This is a genomic window from Flavobacterium algoriphilum (assembly GCF_048158655.1).
In the GTDB taxonomy this organism is placed as follows: Bacteria; Bacteroidota; Bacteroidia; order Flavobacteriales; family Flavobacteriaceae; genus Flavobacterium; species Flavobacterium algoriphilum.
Window position 1 is genome coordinate 1 of sequence record NZ_JBLNKY010000012.1, and the last position, 18,720, is coordinate 18,720.

At 34.2% G+C, this 18,720-nt stretch carries 16 protein-coding genes and 1 tRNA gene; 2 read left to right on the plus strand and 15 right to left on the minus strand.

Annotation, left to right across the window (positions count from 1 at the left end; all coding sequences use genetic code 11):
- Nucleotides 1-101: 101 nt before the first annotated feature.
- From ACM55G_RS14790 to mraZ, 15 genes are all read right to left on the minus strand, one after another.
- Nucleotides 102-175, minus strand: a tRNA-Arg gene (locus ACM55G_RS14790).
- Nucleotides 176-236: 61 nt separating this feature from the next.
- On the minus strand, nucleotides 237-686 hold the full coding sequence (locus tag ACM55G_RS14795; RefSeq protein WP_416844716.1) for a GatB/YqeY domain-containing protein: 450 nt from the start codon (nucleotides 684-686) through the stop codon (nucleotides 237-239).
- 325 nt (nucleotides 687-1,011) lie between these two features.
- Nucleotides 1,012-2,949, minus strand: coding sequence for a cell division protein FtsZ (gene ftsZ / locus ACM55G_RS14800; RefSeq protein ID WP_416844717.1), 1,938 nt, complete (start codon nucleotides 2,947-2,949; stop codon nucleotides 1,012-1,014).
- Between the two features lie 51 nt (nucleotides 2,950-3,000).
- Nucleotides 3,001-4,383 (minus strand): cell division protein FtsA, encoded by a 1,383-nt coding sequence (ftsA, locus tag ACM55G_RS14805; protein ID WP_416844718.1) that lies wholly within the window; start codon nucleotides 4,381-4,383, stop codon nucleotides 3,001-3,003.
- 6 nt (nucleotides 4,384-4,389) lie between these two features.
- Nucleotides 4,390-5,112 (minus strand): cell division protein FtsQ/DivIB, encoded by a 723-nt coding sequence (locus ACM55G_RS14810; protein ID WP_416844719.1) that lies wholly within the window; start codon nucleotides 5,110-5,112, stop codon nucleotides 4,390-4,392.
- A complete protein-coding gene (murC, locus tag ACM55G_RS14815) occupies nucleotides 5,099-6,448 on the minus strand; it encodes a UDP-N-acetylmuramate--L-alanine ligase (protein WP_416844720.1) in 1,350 nt (449 codons plus the stop codon). The genes ACM55G_RS14810 and murC overlap by 14 nt, the downstream gene beginning before the upstream one ends.
- A gap of 37 nt (nucleotides 6,449-6,485) precedes the next feature.
- Complete coding sequence (murG, locus tag ACM55G_RS14820) at nucleotides 6,486-7,574, minus strand: undecaprenyldiphospho-muramoylpentapeptide beta-N-acetylglucosaminyltransferase (protein ID WP_416844721.1); 1,089 nt, start codon at nucleotides 7,572-7,574, stop codon at nucleotides 6,486-6,488.
- Between the two features lie 59 nt (nucleotides 7,575-7,633).
- Nucleotides 7,634-8,923, minus strand: coding sequence for an FtsW/RodA/SpoVE family cell cycle protein (locus ACM55G_RS14825; protein WP_416844722.1), 1,290 nt, complete (start codon nucleotides 8,921-8,923; stop codon nucleotides 7,634-7,636).
- A gap of 70 nt (nucleotides 8,924-8,993) precedes the next feature.
- Nucleotides 8,994-10,325, minus strand: coding sequence for a UDP-N-acetylmuramoyl-L-alanine--D-glutamate ligase (gene murD / locus ACM55G_RS14830; protein ID WP_416844723.1), 1,332 nt, complete (start codon nucleotides 10,323-10,325; stop codon nucleotides 8,994-8,996).
- Nucleotide 10,326: 1 nt separating this feature from the next.
- Nucleotides 10,327-11,556, minus strand: coding sequence for a phospho-N-acetylmuramoyl-pentapeptide-transferase (mraY, locus tag ACM55G_RS14835; RefSeq protein ID WP_416844724.1), 1,230 nt, complete (start codon nucleotides 11,554-11,556; stop codon nucleotides 10,327-10,329).
- A 6-nt stretch (nucleotides 11,557-11,562) separates the two neighbouring features.
- Nucleotides 11,563-13,026 carry a UDP-N-acetylmuramoyl-L-alanyl-D-glutamate--2,6-diaminopimelate ligase gene (locus tag ACM55G_RS14840; protein ID WP_416844725.1) on the minus strand — a complete coding sequence of 488 codons (1,464 nt, stop codon included), beginning with the start codon at nucleotides 13,024-13,026 and terminating at the stop codon, nucleotides 11,563-11,565.
- Entirely contained in the window at nucleotides 13,023-15,026 is a 2,004-nt protein-coding gene (locus ACM55G_RS14845; protein WP_416844726.1) for a penicillin-binding protein, read from the minus strand. The genes ACM55G_RS14840 and ACM55G_RS14845 overlap by 4 nt, the downstream gene beginning before the upstream one ends.
- Entirely contained in the window at nucleotides 15,017-15,364 is a 348-nt protein-coding gene (locus ACM55G_RS14850; RefSeq protein ID WP_416844727.1) for an FtsL-like putative cell division protein, read from the minus strand. Before ACM55G_RS14850 ends, ACM55G_RS14845 begins: the two co-directional genes overlap by 10 nt.
- A gap of 6 nt (nucleotides 15,365-15,370) precedes the next feature.
- Complete coding sequence (gene rsmH / locus ACM55G_RS14855; RefSeq protein ID WP_416844728.1) at nucleotides 15,371-16,279, minus strand: 16S rRNA (cytosine(1402)-N(4))-methyltransferase RsmH; 909 nt, start codon at nucleotides 16,277-16,279, stop codon at nucleotides 15,371-15,373.
- The gene (mraZ, locus tag ACM55G_RS14860; RefSeq protein ID WP_416844729.1) at nucleotides 16,254-16,727 is read right to left on the minus strand and encodes a division/cell wall cluster transcriptional repressor MraZ; all 474 of its coding nucleotides are present in this window, start codon (nucleotides 16,725-16,727) and stop codon (nucleotides 16,254-16,256) included. Before mraZ ends, rsmH begins: the two co-directional genes overlap by 26 nt.
- 379 nt (nucleotides 16,728-17,106) lie before the next feature.
- Between mraZ and ACM55G_RS14865 the strand changes: the two genes are divergently transcribed.
- Together ACM55G_RS14865 and yihA are read left to right on the plus strand one after the other, a co-directional pair.
- Complete coding sequence (locus ACM55G_RS14865; protein WP_416844730.1) at nucleotides 17,107-17,880, plus strand: alpha/beta fold hydrolase; 774 nt, start codon at nucleotides 17,107-17,109, stop codon at nucleotides 17,878-17,880.
- A 30-nt stretch (nucleotides 17,881-17,910) separates the two neighbouring features.
- Nucleotides 17,911-18,531 carry a ribosome biogenesis GTP-binding protein YihA/YsxC gene (gene yihA, locus ACM55G_RS14870; RefSeq protein WP_416844731.1) on the plus strand — a complete coding sequence of 207 codons (621 nt, stop codon included), beginning with the start codon at nucleotides 17,911-17,913 and terminating at the stop codon, nucleotides 18,529-18,531.
- Nucleotides 18,532-18,720: the final 189 nt, after the last annotated feature.

Below are 18,720 nucleotides of genomic sequence, written 5' to 3' on the forward strand. Positions count from 1 at the left end.
TTTGCATGTATTTCAATTTTTTTATAATTCTCTAAAAGCCGAAAGACACTAGAATTCGCGCTACTTGCCGAAATAATAGTGTCTTTCTTTTTTTTCTTCAGTGACCACGGCAGGGTTCGAACCTGCAACCCTCAGAGTCGAAATCTGATATTCTATCCAGTTGAACTACGCAGTCATTTGAATTCAGATTTAGGATTTGTGAAATCCCAATTCCTAAATCTAAATTTATAAATATTTTAAGTCAATAATTTTTTAACTAGTGTAGAAATGGTTTTTCCTTCGGCAGTTCCACCTAATTGTGCAGCAGCCAATCCCATAACTTTACCCATCGAAGCAATTCCTGCAGCTCCAGTTTCGGAGATAATTTTTGCGATCACTGCTTCTACTTCTGCTTCACTTAATTGTGTTGGTAAGAATTTTTCGATTACTGCAATTTGAGCTAATTCTGGTTCAGCCAAATCCAAACGGTTTTGTTCTGTAAAAATTCTAGCGCTTTCCTTACGTGTTTTTACTAATCTCTGAAGTAATTTAACCTCGTCGTCTTCAGTTATTTCTTCTTTAGATCCTGTTGCTGTTTGAGCTAGTAGGATTTCGGATTTTATAGCTCTTAAAGCTTCTAATGCAACGGTATCTTTGGCTCTCATGGCGGTTTTCATTTCGTCCATGATTTGTACTGATAAACTCATACTATTATTTAATTTTAAATTTGCCTTTCAATCTAAAAACTGAAACTGCAAACTGATTACTTTTTAAATGCCCCAGATGGGAGTAAAAAGCCTTTTAAGAGAAAATGCATTTTTACTTGAACTTAAAAAGCGACTTTAGAAGCTCTTTTAAGGACTTAGAAAAAAGCATCTTCGTGAAAAAGCTTGAAACAACAGCTGGATAAGGCCCGACAAATTTAAAGAAATTTACTGGAATTAACAATAGATTGCTTTCTTCTCGCTAGACAAAAAAATAACCCGAAAATTAAATTGAATTTTCGGGCTGTTTCATTTTGGTTTGAGTTAGTTAATCTACATTGTCATGCAAATACGAGTTATTAGAACGCAACTGTAGATCGTTGTTGCTGTCTGTTCCAACAGAAATTCTCGAATTTATATTATTAGTTTGATTGTTTGAAATGTCAATTCCTAATCTTTTGTAAGCAGGCTCTTTTTCATACTCATCAATTTTAGAAACATTGTTATGAAACTTATAATTGAATTCTTTTAATTTTTTTCTTCTTTCATCAGCTCTCATTCGCAATGATTCTTCGATGGTCATTTCCATTGGAGAAATGTTATCCAAGTCTACAGAAGTAATTACTAATGCATTAACTTGTTTCATGGTAATATTCAACTCAGCCGGAATAACAACTTCTGGAGTTTTTGCAACTGGCTTAGCCATGAAATCATTCTCAGGCTCCATATATTCTTCAAGAGAATATTTGATAATTCCGTTATCAGCCAATTCTGTTACCGGAACAAACTGAACTGCTTCATTTACTTTTATATCACGAGTTTCATTCGTTAGTTCAAATAAAACTTTGTTTTCCTCCACTTGAGCTACTGGCTCTGTTTTGAAAAGTGGCAAATCAAAAGAGAAAGTAGTTTGTTCCAGTCTTTCAATTACTTTTGGTTGCACTACTTTTACTTCGACTACAGGTGAAGTAATTGTGAAATCAATATCTGTGATAGGAGAAACGATTTCGAAAGTCACATCTAAATTTTTAATAAATTCAGACATAACCATTAACTCTTCTTTATTGATTGTTGGCGCTGTACCCACTGGCTCAGGTGCAATCACTACATCTTCTACTAAATCAAAAACAATTCTTTCGTTTGAGTTAGTAACCGGTGCTGATTCCGTATTCAAATCAAATCCAGCAACCGTCTTACTACTTAAGTTGTGTACACTTCTTTGTTCGTCTTCTAGTGTGTGAATTATTTTTTTAGGTTCCGTATTTACAATTCCATTTTGTTGTTCGATATCAAAACCAGTAGCGATTATGGTTACTGCAATTGCATCTCCAAGGGACTCGTCTTCACCAACCCCCATGATAATATTAGCATTATGACCTGCTTCAACTTGAATATGATCATTGATTTCTCCAATTTCGTCAATTGTAATTTCATTAGTTCCAGAAACGATAAGCAACAATACGTTTTTGGCACCAGTGATTTTATTATCATTTAACAAAGGTGAATCTAAAGCAGAAACAATAGCTTCCTTAGCTCTATTCTCACCTGAAGAAACAGAAGACCCCATAATAGCCGTTCCGCTATTAAACAATACTGTTTTGGCATCTCTTAAATCGATATTTTGAGTATAGTGGTGCGTGATCACTTCAGCAATTCCTCTTGAGGCTGTTGCCAAAACTTCGTCTGCTTTTGAAAACCCCGCTTTGAAACCAAGATTCCCATATACTTCTCTTAATTTATTATTATTGATAACAATTAAAGAGTCGACTTGTTTGCGTAACTTTTCTATACCAATTAATGCTTGTTCCTGACGCACTTTCCCTTCAAACAAGAAAGGTAATGTCACAATTCCTACAGTAAGAATGTCTCTTTCTTTAGCCAATTGTGCAATTACTGGTGCAGCTCCTGTTCCAGTTCCACCACCCATTCCAGCAGTGATGAATACCATTTTAGTATTGCGATCCAACATTTTTTCAATCTCGGAAATACTTTCAATAGCGGATTGTTGTCCTACATCTGGGTTTGCTCCAGCACCAAGTCCTTCAGTTAAATGTACTCCTAACTGTATTTTATTAGGCACAGAACTGCTTTGTAAGGCCTGAGAATCCGTATTACACACGATAAAGTCTACGCCTTTGATTCCTTGTTTAAACATGTGATTTATAGCGTTACTTCCGCCTCCACCAACACCAATAACTTTTATTACATTTGATTGGTTTTTTGGTAAATCAAATGAAATACTTCCAAATTCTGAGTTGCTCATCATTTTATTTGGTTTTTGATATTTATTATTTATTGTGTTTTTTGGGCACTGCCCTTATTCTGCATTATCTAAGAAATCCTTAATCTTATCCACATAACGGTCGAAAAAGTTCCTCTGAATTCTGTTCACTGTCGAATTCTGTTTTTCATTTGTGTTTCGTACCTCTTCTTCGACTTCCTCTTCAGAAACCTCAATAACTGGCGCTTGCACTATTGGCTGTCTGTAAACTGCTGCTTTTGGCTGTTCAATTACATCCATTCTTACTGCACTTTGAGTGTTATTTTCAATGCTGTTCATAACCAATCCTACTGCAGTAGCATATAAAGGACTTGAAATCTCCTCATCTGAATTTCCAGCCAAATGTTCGTTTGGATAACCTATTCTAGTATCCATTCCTGTAATATATTCCACTAACTGTTTAATGTGTTTCAATTGCGCACCACCACCAGTAAGTACAATTCCTGCAATTAGTTTTTTTCGAGGATCTTCATGTCCGTATGCTTTCACTTCCGTAAAAACTTGGTCAATAATTTCAACAACTCGAGCATGAATAATTTTAGATAAATTTTTCAAAGAAATCTCTTTAGGTTCTCTACCTCTTAATCCCGGAATAGAAACAATCTCATTGTCTTTATTTTCCCCTGGCCAAGCTGATCCAAATTTAACTTTCAATAATTCAGCTTGCTTTTCAATTATAGAACATCCTTCTTTAATGTCGTCTGTAATTACATTCCCTCCAAAAGGAATTACCGCAGTATGTCGAATAATCCCATCTTTGAAAATGGCTAAATCAGTTGTTCCACCACCTATATCGATAAGTGCAACTCCTGCTTCTTTTTCTTCCTGACTCAAAACAGCATCTGCCGAAGCTAATGGTTCCAAAGTTAATCCAGACAATTCAATTCCTGAACTTTGAATGCATCTGCCTACATTACGTATTGATGAAGCTTGACCCACTACAACATGAAAACTGGACTCTAATCTTCCGCCATACATTCCTATAGGCTCTTTAATTTCAGATTGTCCGTCAATTTTAAATTCTTGCGGTAAAACATGAATTATTTCTTCTCCAGGTAACATTGCCAATTTATTTACTTGGTCAATCAAAAGCTGAATATCATACCCGCCAATTACTTCCTCGGGATTGTTTCTGCTTATATAATCGGTATGCTGAATACTACGGATGTGTTGACCCGCAATTCCCACCACTACATCTTTTATTTTATAGCCTGAATTATTTTCGGCTTCTTGTATCGCTTGTTGTATCGATTGAATGGTTTGAGTGATATTATTTACAACACCTCTGGCCACACCTAAACTTTTAGATTTTCCTACCCCTAAAATTTCTAGTTTCCCATATTCATTCTTCTTGCCTATCATGGCAACTATTTTAGTTGTCCCAATATCTAGACCTACTGCAATATTCTCTTTTTCCATTCTCTATTATTTAGTGCAAACTACTTGTTCCGTAAATCGGAGATCAATCTTTTTATATTTATACAAGGAACTATCTAAAACTGCTTTTTGAAAAAAAGCTTTATAATTCTTAAATTTTCGCTCCACATTTATCATTCTACCAAAATCAATTTGATAATCGAAATTTCTATTGAGCATTATTAAGCTTCCATTCGGCATAATTTCAATTCCAATAATGTTTTTTTTCAAAAACGCATCGTCATAAATTGTTCGAAATAAATCGGCTAAATCTTCGTTATTATTTTTATTTACCCTCCCGGATACAAGTGGAACTCTTGCTGTAAAATTAGTTGACAATGGCATCCTATTCCCTTCGTAATCAATATAAAAAGAACCTCCTTCATCAAAAGCTCTTGCTACAGGAGTTTTTTGTTTTACTACTGCTTTTAACACTCCGTCAATACTCACAAACACATCTGATTTTTCAATCATTTCTTGTTCATCCAACGTTCTTTCAAGCTTATTCAAATCTAATTCAACTTTTTGAATGCTTGAGGCGTCTCTATTATTTTCTATTAACAATTTATTAACCGTTTCCTGTTTAACAAAAGGAGCGTTATCTCCTACAAAAATAATCACAGATTTAGTCAGTTTTCTATTTTTATTTCGATTAGATGTAAATGAAAATAGAAAAATCACCAACACAAACATCAGTAATAATCGAATATTTGTCCAATTAAAGAGTTTCATTTATAGCTTTTTTAATGGATGGCACTAATTCCCCAATATCTCCTGCTCCAATAGTTACAATAATGGTAGCATCACTTGCTAAAATTGATGCAATCAAATCAGTCTTAGAGACTATTTTTTTATGATTATTAGTCATTTTATCCATCAACCATTGTGAATTTACACCTTCCATAGGCAATTCACGCGCCGGATAAATATCTAATAGAACAACGTCATCAAAAGCAGACAAGCTTTTGGCAAAATTATCCGCAAAATCTCTCGTTCTGCTGAATAAATGCGGTTGAAAAATTGCCAAAACTTTCTGGTTTGGATATAATTCTCTAACCGCTTGATGCACTGCATTTATCTCCGTTGGATGATGTGCATAATCATCAATATAAACTAACTTATCTGTTTTAATTTGGTACGAAAATCTTCTTTTTATTCCTTTAAATGATGCAATGGCTTTTGCAATGGCATCGGTTGGGGTGCCGAATATATTTGCCATTGCAATAGCCATTAATGCATTCATCAAATTGTGTTTTCCAGGTAATCCAAAATGCAAATCTTTAATTATTTCAGTTGGCGTCTGTACGTCAAAAACATAACTAGCATTTCCTATTCTAACATTTATTACTTTAAAAACAGCATCGTCATTTACCGCACATGTAATACCTTCTAATGTCAATTCTTTCGTTATAAAAAGCTTGCTCTTATCTTCAACTTTAGAAGCAAATTCAATAAAAGATTCTTCTATTGCTTCACTGGTTCCATAAATATCCAAATGGTCCGCATCCATTGATGTAATACACGCAATATTAGGATGCAAATGCAAGAACGAACGGTCAAATTCATCCGCTTCAACAACAGTAATTGTCTTTCCGCTTCCTATTAAATTCGAATTGTAATTCTCTACAATTCCTCCAATAAAAGCAGTAACATCAGCACCACTTTCATATAAAATATGTCCTAAAATTCCTGAAGTGGTCGTTTTTCCATGTGTTCCAGCTACGGCAAAACAAAAAGTATCTTTTGTAATTATCCCTAAAACCTCTGCTCTTTTTTTGACTTGAAAATCTCTTTCCAAAAAATAATTCCACTCGGAATGCGATTTTGGAACTGCTGGGGTAATAATCACCAAAGTATTTTCTACATAAAAATCTGTTGGAATTAAACCGATATTGTCTTCAAAATGAATTGAAATTCCGCTTTCTATTAATTCATTGGTAAGCGCTGAAGGTGTTTTATCGTAACCTGAAACTTGTTTTCCCAAATTCTTGAAATAACGAGCCAGATTACTCATGCCGATTCCTCCAATTCCTATAAAATAGACGTTATGTATTTGATTTAAGTTCATATTATTTTAAGTCTTTGCTCTATTATCTTTTTTCTCTCTATTTAATCAACTTCACAATTTCATCAACAATTTGTTTTGTTGCTTCTGGCATAGCCAATTGTTTTATATTTTCACTCAGCTGGTTTTGTTTTCCCTGATCTTTCAATAGCGCTTCAAAAACAAGGCTAAATTGCGAATCCAGCTCCGATTCTTTAAGCATTAAAGCTCCTTTTTTATCTACAATCGCCTGTGCATTTTTAGTTTGATGATCTTCAGCAACATTAGGTGACGGAATAAAAATCACCGGTTTCCCAACTAGACACAATTCCGAGACAGAGGACGCACCCGCACGAGAAATGATAACATCTGCAGCCGCATAAACTAAATCCATTCTTTCTATAAAATCGACTACTTGAACATTGGGCGCATTATATTTTTTATAATCTTCCAAATATAATTTTCCGCATTGCCAAATCACCTGAACATTTTGAGTAAGAATATTACCCAATTCTTTTTCGATTAATTGATTGACTCTTCTTGCTCCAAGGCTCCCTCCGAGAATTAATAATGTTTTCTTTTTAGAGTCTAGATTAAAATACTGAATGGCTAGCGTTCTTTTACTTTCAATATCAATTAAATCCTGACGCACTGGATTCCCCGTCAAAATCATTTTCCCTTTTGGAAAAAATCGTTCCAGATTTTCGTAAGCCACACAAATTTTGCTTGCTTTTTTACTCAATAATTTATTAGTAATTCCAGGATAGGAATTTTGCTCTTGAATTACTGTTGGAATGCCTGAAATCCCCGCTATCTGTAATAACGGACCACTTGCAAAACCTCCTGTTCCAATAACCACATCGGGTTTGAACGCTGCGATTATTGTTCTGGATTTTAACAAACTGGAGAGCAATTTAATTGGAAAAAGCGTATTGTCAAATGTCAGTCTTCGTTGTAATCCTGCAATCCAAAGTCCTTTGATTTTATAACCTGCTTGGGGTACTTTTTGCATTTCCATTTTATTATTGGCACCTACAAAAAGAATTTCGGCATCAGGAAAACGAGATTTTAATTCATTGGCAATTGCAATTGCCGGATAAATATGTCCGCCTGTTCCGCCACCGCTTAATATGAATTTATACTGTTTCATTTTTATAAAAGTTACTGAGTTCCTAAGTTTTTTAATTGACTTTTTTTCTGAAAACCGAACTACTTATTTAAAACTGCATGCATTGGATTAGTTGCTTTATCCTCAATAGAATAATTTTCTTCGATCAGATCTTCCTCTTCTAATTCCCTATCGATTAATTTTTGAAGTGCTTCTTCTCTTTTGGCAGCATCCTTTAATTCCTGGGCGATTTCTTCCTCTTTTTTAGTTACACTAATGATAATTCCAAGTGCAAAACAGGTCATCCAAATGGAACTTCCTCCGCTGCTTATCAATGGCAATGTTTGTCCGGTAACGGGTAATAATTCCACTGCAACCGCCATATTAGTCATCGCCTGAAATATCATGGGAAAACCTAATCCTATAACCACTAATTTCCCAAACAATGTATTGGCTTTATGTGAAGCAATGACAAATCGAAATAACAATAATAAATATAACGTAAGCACTCCTAAGCCTCCTAAAAGTCCATATTCTTCAACAATAATGGCATAAATAAAATCGGAAGACGATTGTGGTAAGAAATTCTTCTGAACACTTTTACCAGGACCTAATCCATAAATTTTACCAGATGCAATAGCAATTTTAGCTTTCTCTATCTGATAATCGTCTTCATCCGGTTTATCCGTGCTAAAATTTTCGATCCTGCTTTCCCAAGTATGTACTCTGCTAAAAAATCTAGAATCAGGAAAAGCTTTTGAAAGAAGAACAAAAAAAGCGAGAAATAAAATTCCGGAACCAATAATGATCCCAATATATTTTAATGGGTATTTACCAATAAAAGTCAGCATCAATATCATACAGAAAATCAAGGCGGTTGTGGAGAAATTAGCCGGCAAAATTAGTATCAATGTAAAAAAGACCGGCAACCAAAGCTCCCATAACGAAGCCTTGAATTCAATTGGTTTTTCTCTTGTTTTTGATAAATAACGCGCTACGAAAATAAACAACACTATGGATGCCAATGTTGATGTTTGGAAAGTTATTCCAATGAAGGGTACTTGAATCCACCGACTCGCATTTGCACCAGCGATAACAGTCCCCTTTATTAATGTATAAGCCAATAATATCCAAACAACAGGCAATCCTACTTTAGAAATAGCCCGAAAATAATGATAGGGTACTTTATGAACCCAATAAATAATGGCGAAACCAATACAAATATGTGCCAAATGTTTTACCAGATAACCCAATGTATTTCCGTTCCCTTGGCCAATATAAGCCAAATTACTACTCGCACTAAAAACAGGCATAAACGAGAACAAGGCTAATAAGGCCACAAATGACCAAATTCCTTTATCTCCTTTTAAACTGTTAACAAGTTGTTTCATTTTGGGTTTTAGATTTTGGGTTTTAGATTTTGGCGCTAAAACTTAGCAACAAGAACCTAACACCTTTTTTTTATAAATTTTTAACTGCTTGCTTAAATTGATTTCCTCTATCTTCATAGTTTTCGAATAAATCAAAACTAGCACAGGCGGGCGACAATAATACCGTATCGCCTTTTTCTGATAATCGTTGCGCCATTCTCACAGCATCATTCATAGTAGAAACTTCAATCATCATATCAACCACATTTCCAAAAACATCAATTATTTTCTTGTTGTCCACACCAAGGCAAATAATAGCTTTTACTTTTTCACGGACTAATGACATCAATTCATTATAATCATTTCCTTTATCAACACCTCCCACAATCCAAACCGTAGGGGTATTCATGCTGTCTAATGCGAAAAAAGTAGCATTTACATTGGTAGCTTTTGAATCATTGATGTATTGTACATTTAGAATTTTCAATACTTTCTCAAGACGATGTTCCACTCCTTGAAAATTAGATAAACTCTCCCGTATGGTAGCTTTTCTAATTTGCATTAATTTTGCCACAGAGGTTGCTGCCATTGCGTTTTTCATGTTATGTTTTCCTTCCAAGGCAATATGCGCTGTGTCCATTGTAAACTCTTCTTGATTGATTGAAATTTCCATTTTGTTGTTTTTTATATAAGCTCCTTCGCTGAAAGTTTTTGTCAATGAAAAAGGAATTAATTTGGCTTTGGTTGTGTGTGTTTTAAACCATTCTGTAATGGCTTCATCGTCTGCATCATAAATAAGGTAATCATCCTCGGTTTGATTCATTGTAATTCTAAATTTTGAATCAATGTAATTTTCATATTTGTAATCGTATCGATCTAAATGATCGGGACTAATATTGGTAATAATCGCAATATGTGGCTTAAAATTCATAATCCCATCCAATTGAAAACTACTCAATTCAAGCACATACGAATCGTATTTATTTTCAGCAACTTGCCAAGCAAAACTCTTGCCGATATTTCCTCCTACTCCTACATTTAATCCTGCTGATTTCAGCAAATGATGGGTCAACATCGTAGTGGTGGTCTTTCCATTGCTTCCGGTAATACCTATTATAGTCGCATCTGTAAAAGGAGCCGCAAACTCAATTTCAGATAATACTGAAACACCTTTTGCTAAAAGCTTTTTTATCATTGGAGATTTATCCGGAATACCGGGACTTTTCATCACAACATCAGCATTCAGAATCAAATCTTCCGTGTGCTTTTCTTCTTCCCAAGCTATTTCATTAATAATAAGAACCTCTTTGTAATTTCCTTTTATCTTTCCAAGATCAGACACAAAAACATCATATCCTTTTTTCTTACCCAGAATAGCAGTTCCTACTCCGCTTTCTCCTCCACCTAAAATTACTAGCCTCATATTATCTTAATTTTAAAGTGACAATTGATAATATGGCCAGCATTATAGCAACAATCCAAAAACGAGTTACAATCTTACTTTCATGATAGCCTTTCTTCTGATAATGGTGATGCAAAGGTGACATTAGGAATATTCTTCGGCCTTCGCCAAAGCGTTTTTTGGTATATTTAAAATAACTTACTTGTAAAACAACGGATAGATTTTCGACAAGAAAAATTCCGCATAATAATGGAATCAACATTTCTTTTCGAACAGCAATTGCCAGAACTGCAATAATTCCGCCGATGGTCAAACTTCCCGTATCTCCCATAAAAACTGATGCCGGATAGGAATTATACCAAAGAAATCCAATCAATGATCCCACAAAAGCAGCTATAAAAACCGTCATTTCCCCTGAACTAGGGATGTACATTATATTCAAGTAATTGGAGAAAATAATATTTCCCGAAACGAACGTAAATATGCCTAATGCGAGGACTGATATAGCAGAAGTTCCTGCAGCCAGCCCATCAATACCATCCGTTAAATTTGCACCGTTTGATACTGCAGTAATAATAAAAATAACAACTGGAATAAAAATCAACCAAGCCCATTTTTCATATCCTTCACCTGTCCATGCTAATAATTCAGCATAATCAAATTCGTTATTTTTAAAGAAAGGAATAGTAGTTGCCGTAGATTTTTCTTCAACTGGAGCTGGCGTAATTACCGTTTCTGTTTGCACTTTAAAAATATCAGATTTCGTCGTATCAGTTCTAACAGTCACGGCAGGACTAAAATAAAGAACAGTCCCAACTATTAAACCCAAACCAACTTGTCCTACGACTTTAAAAATTCCTTTTAGTCCCTCTTTATCTTTTTTGAAAATTTTAATATAATCATCTATAAAACCAATCGTTCCCATCCAAAGTGTGGTCACAATCAATAAAACGATATAAATATTATGCAGTTTTGCAAAAAGTAAAACAGGAACCAAAGTGGCAAATATGATAATTAACCCACCCATAGTTGGTGTTCCAGCTTTTTCATTTTGACCTGCCAAACCAAGTTCACGAACCGTTTCCCCTACTTGTTGTCTTTGCAGAAAACTGATAATTCTTTTTCCATAAATCGTAGATAACAGCAAAGAAAGCATCAATGCCAATGCAGATCTAAAAGTAATGTACTGAAAAACGCCTGTCCCAGGAACGTCTAATATTTTATCTAAATATTCAAATAAGTAATACAGCATATTTTTCTATTTATGAAGTTGGTCTAATATTTCTTTAACTATTTTCATATCGTCAAAATCATGACGAACGCCATTTATTTCCTGATATGTCTCATGCCCTTTTCCAGCAATTAAAATAATATCATTTGGCTGAGCCAATTGGCAAGCAGTTTTAATAGCCTGCTTTCTATCGGTTATAGTCAATGTTTTTTTATAATTTTGAGGTGCAACACCTTGCTCCATTTCAGTAATAATGACTTCCGGGTCTTCATTTCTTGGATTATCCGAAGTGAAAATTGCTTTGTCACTTAAATCAGATGCAATTCCAGCCATAATTGGGCGTTTGGTTTTATCTCTATTACCACCACAACCAACAACTGTTATCAACTGTTCGTTTTTTGTGCGAATGTCATTGATTGTTTTTAGCACATTTTCTAATGCATCTGGTGTATGCGCATAATCCACAATTGCCGTAATATTTGTAGCCGAAACAATAAATTGAAAACGTCCCGAAACACTTTCTAAATCGGATAACAATCGAAGCACTTCCAAACTTTCCAATCCTAATTCAACTGCAGTTCCATAAATAGCCAATAAATTATACGCATTAAATGTTCCTATCAGTTTTACCCAAACTTCATTTCCATTTATTTTCAATAGTAAACCTGATAATTGATTTTCCAGAATTTGCGCTTTATAATCCGCATAGGTTTTTAAAGCATAAGTCAGTTTTTTTGCTGCAGTATTTTGCAACATCACTGGTCCATTTTTATCATCAATATTGGACAATACAAATGCCGTTTTAGGCAAATTATCGAAAAATGATTTTTTTACATCTCTATATTCTGCAAATGTTGGATGGTAATCCAAATGATCGTGAGACAAATTGGTGAAAATACCACCTACGAAATGCAATGCTTCTGTTCTTTTTTGATGAATTCCATGAGAACTCACTTCCATAAAACAATATTCAACACCGTTCTTCACCATTTCTTTGAGATAGTGGTTTATTGTAATTGAATCTGGAGTGGTGTGAGTCGCTTTATATTCAACATCGTCAACCAAAATTTTTACTGTAGAAAGCAATCCAACTTTAAAACCTGCTTTTTTAAATAATTGGTATAATAAAGAAGCAATGGTTGTTTTACCGTTTGTTCCTGTAATTCCAACTAACTTCAAGTTTTGAGAAGGATCTCCAAAATAATTTGCAGCCATAAAAGCTACCGCTGAATTGGTGTTTTTCACCTGAACATAAGTAATTCCTATTACAATGTTCTCCGGAAATGTATCGCATATAATAGCTACAGCCCCTTGCTGAATTGCTTTTTCTATAAAATCATGACCATCAGAAATTGAACCACGAATAGCAACAAAAACATCATTGACCTCGATTTTTCTAGAATCGAAATCCATTTTGTTTATAACAATATCTGTCGGACCCTTTACCGCTTCAATAGCTACCCTATACAATATGTCTTTTAAGATTTTCACGATAATTCTAATAAAATTGTTGTGTTTCTAACTATGTTTTGCCCGGCCTGAAGCGATTGTTTTTTGACTTTACCAACTCCAGTAGCTTTTACTTTTATACCTAAATTTTCTAATAAGGGTACAGCATCCATTCCTGACATTCCTTTTACATTAGGAATTAGCTGCCCTTTCTTTTGTGACTTAACAAAATACGAATCGAAATTACGCTCTTGCTTTTGTATTTTTCTATCTAAATTTTTAATTTCATTAGTTGAAGGCGCATCGGTAAAAATCTTTTGTGCAATACGTTTGAAAACCGGACCTGCCACGTCTGCTCCATAATAATTATTTAATGCTGTACTTGGTTTATGTACCACAACTATACAGGAATATTTAGGTTGATCCGCTGGAAAATAACCAACAAAAGAGGAAATATAATATTTTCCGGAACCACCATCTTTACCATAATTAGCGGCAGCTGTTCCGGTTTTTCCTGCCATCGAAAAATCTTTAGAATAGAGTTTTGAACCTGTTCCCTTTTTTACAACATTCGCTAAAACGGCTTTTAGTTTTTTGATTGTTTCTTGCGAACATACTTTAGGATTCAAAACTTCTTTATCGTATTTTTTTATTGTTTTATTCCACTCCTTGATTTCAGAAACAAACTGCGGTTTAACCATTTCTCCATTATTGGCAACAGCATTATAAAAGGTTAATGTTTGCATTGGCGTAATAGAAACTCCATATCCAAAAGCCATCCAAGGAAGTGAAATGTTTGACCAGTGCTTATCACTTGGTTGTGGAACATAAGGACGACCTTCTCCTTTAATCGAAAGTCCCAGAGGTCTGTTTAATCCAAAATTATTAAGGTGATTTACAAATTTTGAAGGTTCATTTTTATAGCTATTATAAACGGCTTGAACCATAACCGTATTCGACGAAAGTTCAAAACCTCTTGCTAAAGAAATTTTCCCATAACCGCCTTCGTGTGAATCCCGAACTTTTCTTCCTGAATAAACAACGACTCCACCATTGCTGTCATAAACGGCGCTTGTATCTACTTTTTTATCTTCAAGAAGTGCCATTAAATCGGCTAATTTATAGGTAGAACCTGGCTCGTGAGATTCGGCTACAGCATAATTAGTTGTTTCAAAATACGTTCCGTCTGTTGCTCTTCCCAAATTCGAAATTGCTTTCACATGACCAGTACTTGTTTCCATAACCACAACACAACCGTGATCTGCTTGATATAATTCTAACTGTTTTAGCAAAGCATGGTGCGCAATATCCTGAATATAAACATCAATTGTAGATATCACATCATACCCATCTTGAGGATCAACTTCATTAATATCCCGTATCGGTTTCCACTGTCCTTTTGCAATTTTTTGTTTTAAAATTTTTCCGTCTTTACCGTTCAGATATTTTCTAAAAGCCCATTCAATTCCTTTTCCATCGAGTGATGCACCATGAGAAGTTCTTTCGTAACCAACAGTTCGTTCTGCAATTTTTCCTATTGGATGTTCTCTTACAGTTTCTTGTTCAATTATAATTCCACCTTTGTAAGCTCCCAATTTAAACAATGGAAAACCTTTAATTTTAAAATATTGCGTGTAACTTAAATTACGAGCAATCAAATAATACCTGTTTTTGTTTGCTCTGGCTTTTCTTAATTCGTTTTGGAAAAAATTTGATGGTTTTCCTAAAACTAAAGCCAAGGAATCTGATAATGACTTAACATTTTTTTCGAATGCTTCTGCTTTTGGAGCAACCGCATCAAATCTAATTTCATAATTAGGAATAGAAGTCGCCAAAAGACTCCCGTCAGCAGAATAAATATTGCCTTTATTAGCAGGAATCACAAAATTCCTAACGGTTCTTTCTTTGGCTAATTTTCTATAATAATCTCCCTCGACCCATTGAATATTTGTCAATTTTACAGCAATCGCAATGGCCATCAAAAAGATAGCGAATGCAACCAGATAAATTCTGTACGATATGTATTTATCTTCTACTGCCATATTTTTTTGAAGAAGCTTTTTTCTTCTTCTTTTTTAACTTTGATTTTAACTGGAGGAACTGTTGACGGAAAAATTTGTTTTTCAACCATTTTTTCAGAAACAGTCGATTCCATTTTCAATTTCATCAATTCCGAACGCCTGTCCACAAATTCCGAACGTAATTCTTTAACCTGATTTGTCAAATCGGCAATCATAAATACTTTTTGCTCAAATCGTTGTGTATTGGCAATCATAACAATCGCCAAAATAATTACAAAAACAATGAATCGCCAGTTTTTAACAGCATCATCATCTATGAGAAATCTAGCTTTTAATAGGCTGTAAACTCCGTTTTTCATAACTAATTATCTCTTTTCAGCTATTCTTAATTTGGCACTTCTTGCTCTATTATTTTCTTTTATTTCAGCGTTATCCGGAACAATTAATTTTCCGATAGTTTTAAATGGAACCGAAAAATTACCGAAAAAGTCGCGTTCTGGTTCCCCTTCAAACATTCCATTTTTCATAAATCTTTTCACTAATCGGTCTTCCAAAGAATGGTATGAAATCACGCTTAATCTACCGCCTGGATTTAATATTTCTAAGGATTGTTCCAAGAATTCTTTCAAAACATCCATTTCCTGGTTCACTTCAATTCGGATGGCTTGATAGATTTGAGCCAATATTTTATTTCTAACTCTTTCAGGTAAAAATTTCGCCAAAACGGCTTTCAATTCATCTGTTGTTTTGATTGGTTGCTCCTCTCTGGCTTCAATAATTGATTTTGCTAAAGCGGGTGCATTTTTTAATTCACCATAATCCAAGAACACTCTTTTTAAATTCGCTTCATCATATTCATTGACAACACGATACGCATTCAAATCATTTTTCTGACTCATTCTCATATCTAAGCCAGCATCAAAACGAGTGGAGAAACCTCTTTCAGCAACATCAAACTGATGGGAAGACACACCTAAATCAGCTAAGATTCCGTCAACACTTTTCACGCCATAAAAACGCAAAAACCGTTTTATGAAACGGAAATTTTCATTGATAAGCGTAAATCTTTCATCTGGCAAAGCATTCGCTAATGCATCTTCGTCTTGATCAAAAGCAAATAATTTACCGTTTGGCCCCAGTCTTTTCAAAATTTCTTTTGAATGCCCCCCACCACCAAAAGTCACATCTACATAAATGCCGTCTGGCTTAATATTTAAACCATCTACTGTTGCCTGAAGCAAAACCGGATTATGATATTCCATTGTCGTCGTCATTTATATTTCCCATTACTTCTTCTGCCAAATCCGCAAAATCAACATCTTCACCATTGATTGATTTTTCGTATAAATCTTTATCCCAAATCTCAACAATATTCACTGCCGATGAAAACACAACTTCCTTAGCAATACTTGCAAAAATTACTAAATCTTTAGGTACTAATAACCGACCTAAAGCATCTATCTCAACCACTTTTACTCCAGCGGTAAACCTGCGGATAAAGTCATTATTTTTCTTTACAAATCGATTCAGTTTGTTGATTTTTTGCATCATCAAATCCCACTCTTTCATAGGATACAACTCTAAACATGACTGAAACACGGAACGCTTCAAAACAAACCCGTTTTGAAGAGAAGAAGCCAACTGCTTTTTTAAAGGCGCCGGTAACAGCAACCTTCCTTTAGCATCAACTTTACATTCATATGTTCCAATAATTGTATCCAAGTAAAAAGTTTAAATGATGTTGAGCAAAAATATAAAAAATATTACCACATTTTACCACTATATACCACTTTGTTAATAAGTTTAACCACTTTTAAATAAAAACCCTTAATTTTTGGAGAATCAGAGTATTAGGTTCCATTTCTTTTATTTGTAAGAAAGGTAATGTTATATAAAAAGACAAGATTAAAAGAGTCTGAAGTATCTTCTAAAATCAATAGGAATAAAAAGAGTAGAATCCTAAAATTGCAGGTAAATGCACAAAAAAAAGACCCCTATTTTCATATTTGGCTTAGAATTTAATAATTAAAATTGTTATAAAAATTCATTTTTATTTATTAAATCCTATATTTGTCAAAATTGAAAATCCAGATTCAAAAACATGGAAAAATACTATAAAAAAGAAGGCAAATACAGTTATTATGAAGCTGGCGAAGGAACCCCAATTGTAATTTTACACGGCCTAATGGGCGGACTAAGCAACTTTGACGCCGTTGCCAGTTACTTTTCCAATAAAGGCTACAAGATCATCATCCCTGATTTACCAATTTATACCCAAAATATTTTAAAAACCAATGTAAAAAGCTTTGCTATTTATGTTAAAAACTTTATAACTTTCAAAGGTCTCGACAGGGTTATATTATTAGGGAATTCGTTGGGCGGTCACATCGCCTTATATCATACCAAAATGTATCCGGAAAAAGTAGCAGGCCTCGTAATAACCGGAAGTTCAGGACTCTATGAAAGCGCAATGGGTGATAGTTACCCAAAAAGAGGGGACTATGAATATATCAAGAAAAAAGCTGAAGATGTATTTTACGATCCAAAAATAGCCACCAAAGAACTTATTGATGAAGTTTACGAATCCGTAAATGACAGAATAAAATTGATAAAAACATTGACAATTGCAAAAAGTGCTATCCGTCATAATATGGCAAAAGATTTACCAAAAATGCATGTTCAAACGTGTATAATTTGGGGAAAAAATGACAAAGTTACTCCACCTGATGTTGCCGAAGAATTTAATAAATTATTACCTAATTCAACTTTATATTGGATCGACAAATGTGGCCATGCTGCCATGATGGAACATCCAGATGAGTTTAATCGTTTGTTAGAGGATTGGCTCAACCATACCCATTTAGCAGTACACTAATCTTAAAGAAGAATTTTATACCTAAAAGAAATGAAAATTAATACCGCCGAATTTATAATTAGTAATTCCGATGTAGCCAAATGTCCCAAAGACTTTTTGCCGGAATACGCTTTTATAGGCCGATCAAATGTTGGAAAATCCTCTTTGATAAACATGCTAACGAACCATAAAAAATTAGCAAAAACATCAGGAAGACCCGGAAAAACACAATTGATTAATCATTTTTTAATCAACAGCAACTGGTTCTTAGTTGATTTACCAGGTTATGGTTATGCTAAAGTTTCCAAAAAGACAAAATCTATTTTTCAAGAATTCATTACTGATTACTTTGAAACTAGAGAGCAATTAGTTTGTGCTTTTGTTTTGATTGATATTCGTCATGAAGCTCAAACTATCGATATCGAATTTATGTCATATATGGGCGAAAGCGAAATTCCTTTTTGTATCGTTTTCACCAAAGCTGATAAGATCAGTAAAGTAAAAATCGACTCTCATATTGCAGCATACAAAAAGAAAATGTTCGCTAATAACTGGGCCGAAATGCCTCATTATTTTGTCACTTCAGCAACTGAATCTACTGGAAAAGAAGAGTTATTAAGTTATATTGACGATGTGAATCAAGAAGTTTTCAAAAACAACAGTCAGTTTTAAAAAACGTACTTAGTCAGATTAAAAAAAAATCCCAAAACTTAAATTCAGTTTTGGGATTTTTTATTGGAAAAATGTCTAGTCCTGAAATAGCGATACACAAAAAAGTATCCTATGGAATCCGCACAAGAAACACGCTATGTTAAGCGTACCCAAAAAGACTACACTATGTCTTTAAAGTTAGAAATCGTT

What these genes read in the sequence shown, in the direction of transcription:
- murD (WP_416844723.1), bottom strand. Translation starts at nt 10,325, where the DNA reads ATGAGGCTAGTAATTTTAGGTGGAGGAGAAAGCGGAGTAGGAACTGCT.
- ACM55G_RS14865 (WP_416844730.1), top strand. Translation starts at nt 17,107, where the DNA reads ATGGAAAAATACTATAAAAAAGAAGGCAAATACAGTTATTATGAAGCT.
- ftsA (WP_416844718.1), bottom strand. Translation starts at nt 4,383, where the DNA reads ATGGAAAAAGAGAATATTGCAGTAGGTCTAGATATTGGGACAACTAAA.
- ftsZ (WP_416844717.1), bottom strand. Translation starts at nt 2,949, where the DNA reads ATGATGAGCAACTCAGAATTTGGAAGTATTTCATTTGATTTACCAAAA.
- ACM55G_RS14845 (WP_416844726.1), bottom strand. Translation starts at nt 15,026, where the DNA reads ATGGCAGTAGAAGATAAATACATATCGTACAGAATTTATCTGGTTGCA.
- ACM55G_RS14850 (WP_416844727.1), bottom strand. Translation starts at nt 15,364, where the DNA reads ATGAAAAACGGAGTTTACAGCCTATTAAAAGCTAGATTTCTCATAGAT.
- ACM55G_RS14795 (WP_416844716.1), bottom strand. Translation starts at nt 686, where the DNA reads ATGAGTTTATCAGTACAAATCATGGACGAAATGAAAACCGCCATGAGA.
- mraY (WP_416844724.1), bottom strand. Translation starts at nt 11,556, where the DNA reads ATGCTGTATTACTTATTTGAATATTTAGATAAAATATTAGACGTTCCT.
- ACM55G_RS14825 (WP_416844722.1), bottom strand. Translation starts at nt 8,923, where the DNA reads ATGAAACAACTTGTTAACAGTTTAAAAGGAGATAAAGGAATTTGGTCA.
- rsmH (WP_416844728.1), bottom strand. Translation starts at nt 16,279, where the DNA reads ATGACGACGACAATGGAATATCATAATCCGGTTTTGCTTCAGGCAACA.
- murC (WP_416844720.1), bottom strand. Translation starts at nt 6,448, where the DNA reads ATGAACTTAAATCAAATACATAACGTCTATTTTATAGGAATTGGAGGA.
- ACM55G_RS14810 (WP_416844719.1), bottom strand. Translation starts at nt 5,112, where the DNA reads ATGAAACTCTTTAATTGGACAAATATTCGATTATTACTGATGTTTGTG.
- murG (WP_416844721.1), bottom strand. Translation starts at nt 7,574, where the DNA reads ATGAAACAGTATAAATTCATATTAAGCGGTGGCGGAACAGGCGGACAT.
- yihA (WP_416844731.1), top strand. Translation starts at nt 17,911, where the DNA reads ATGAAAATTAATACCGCCGAATTTATAATTAGTAATTCCGATGTAGCC.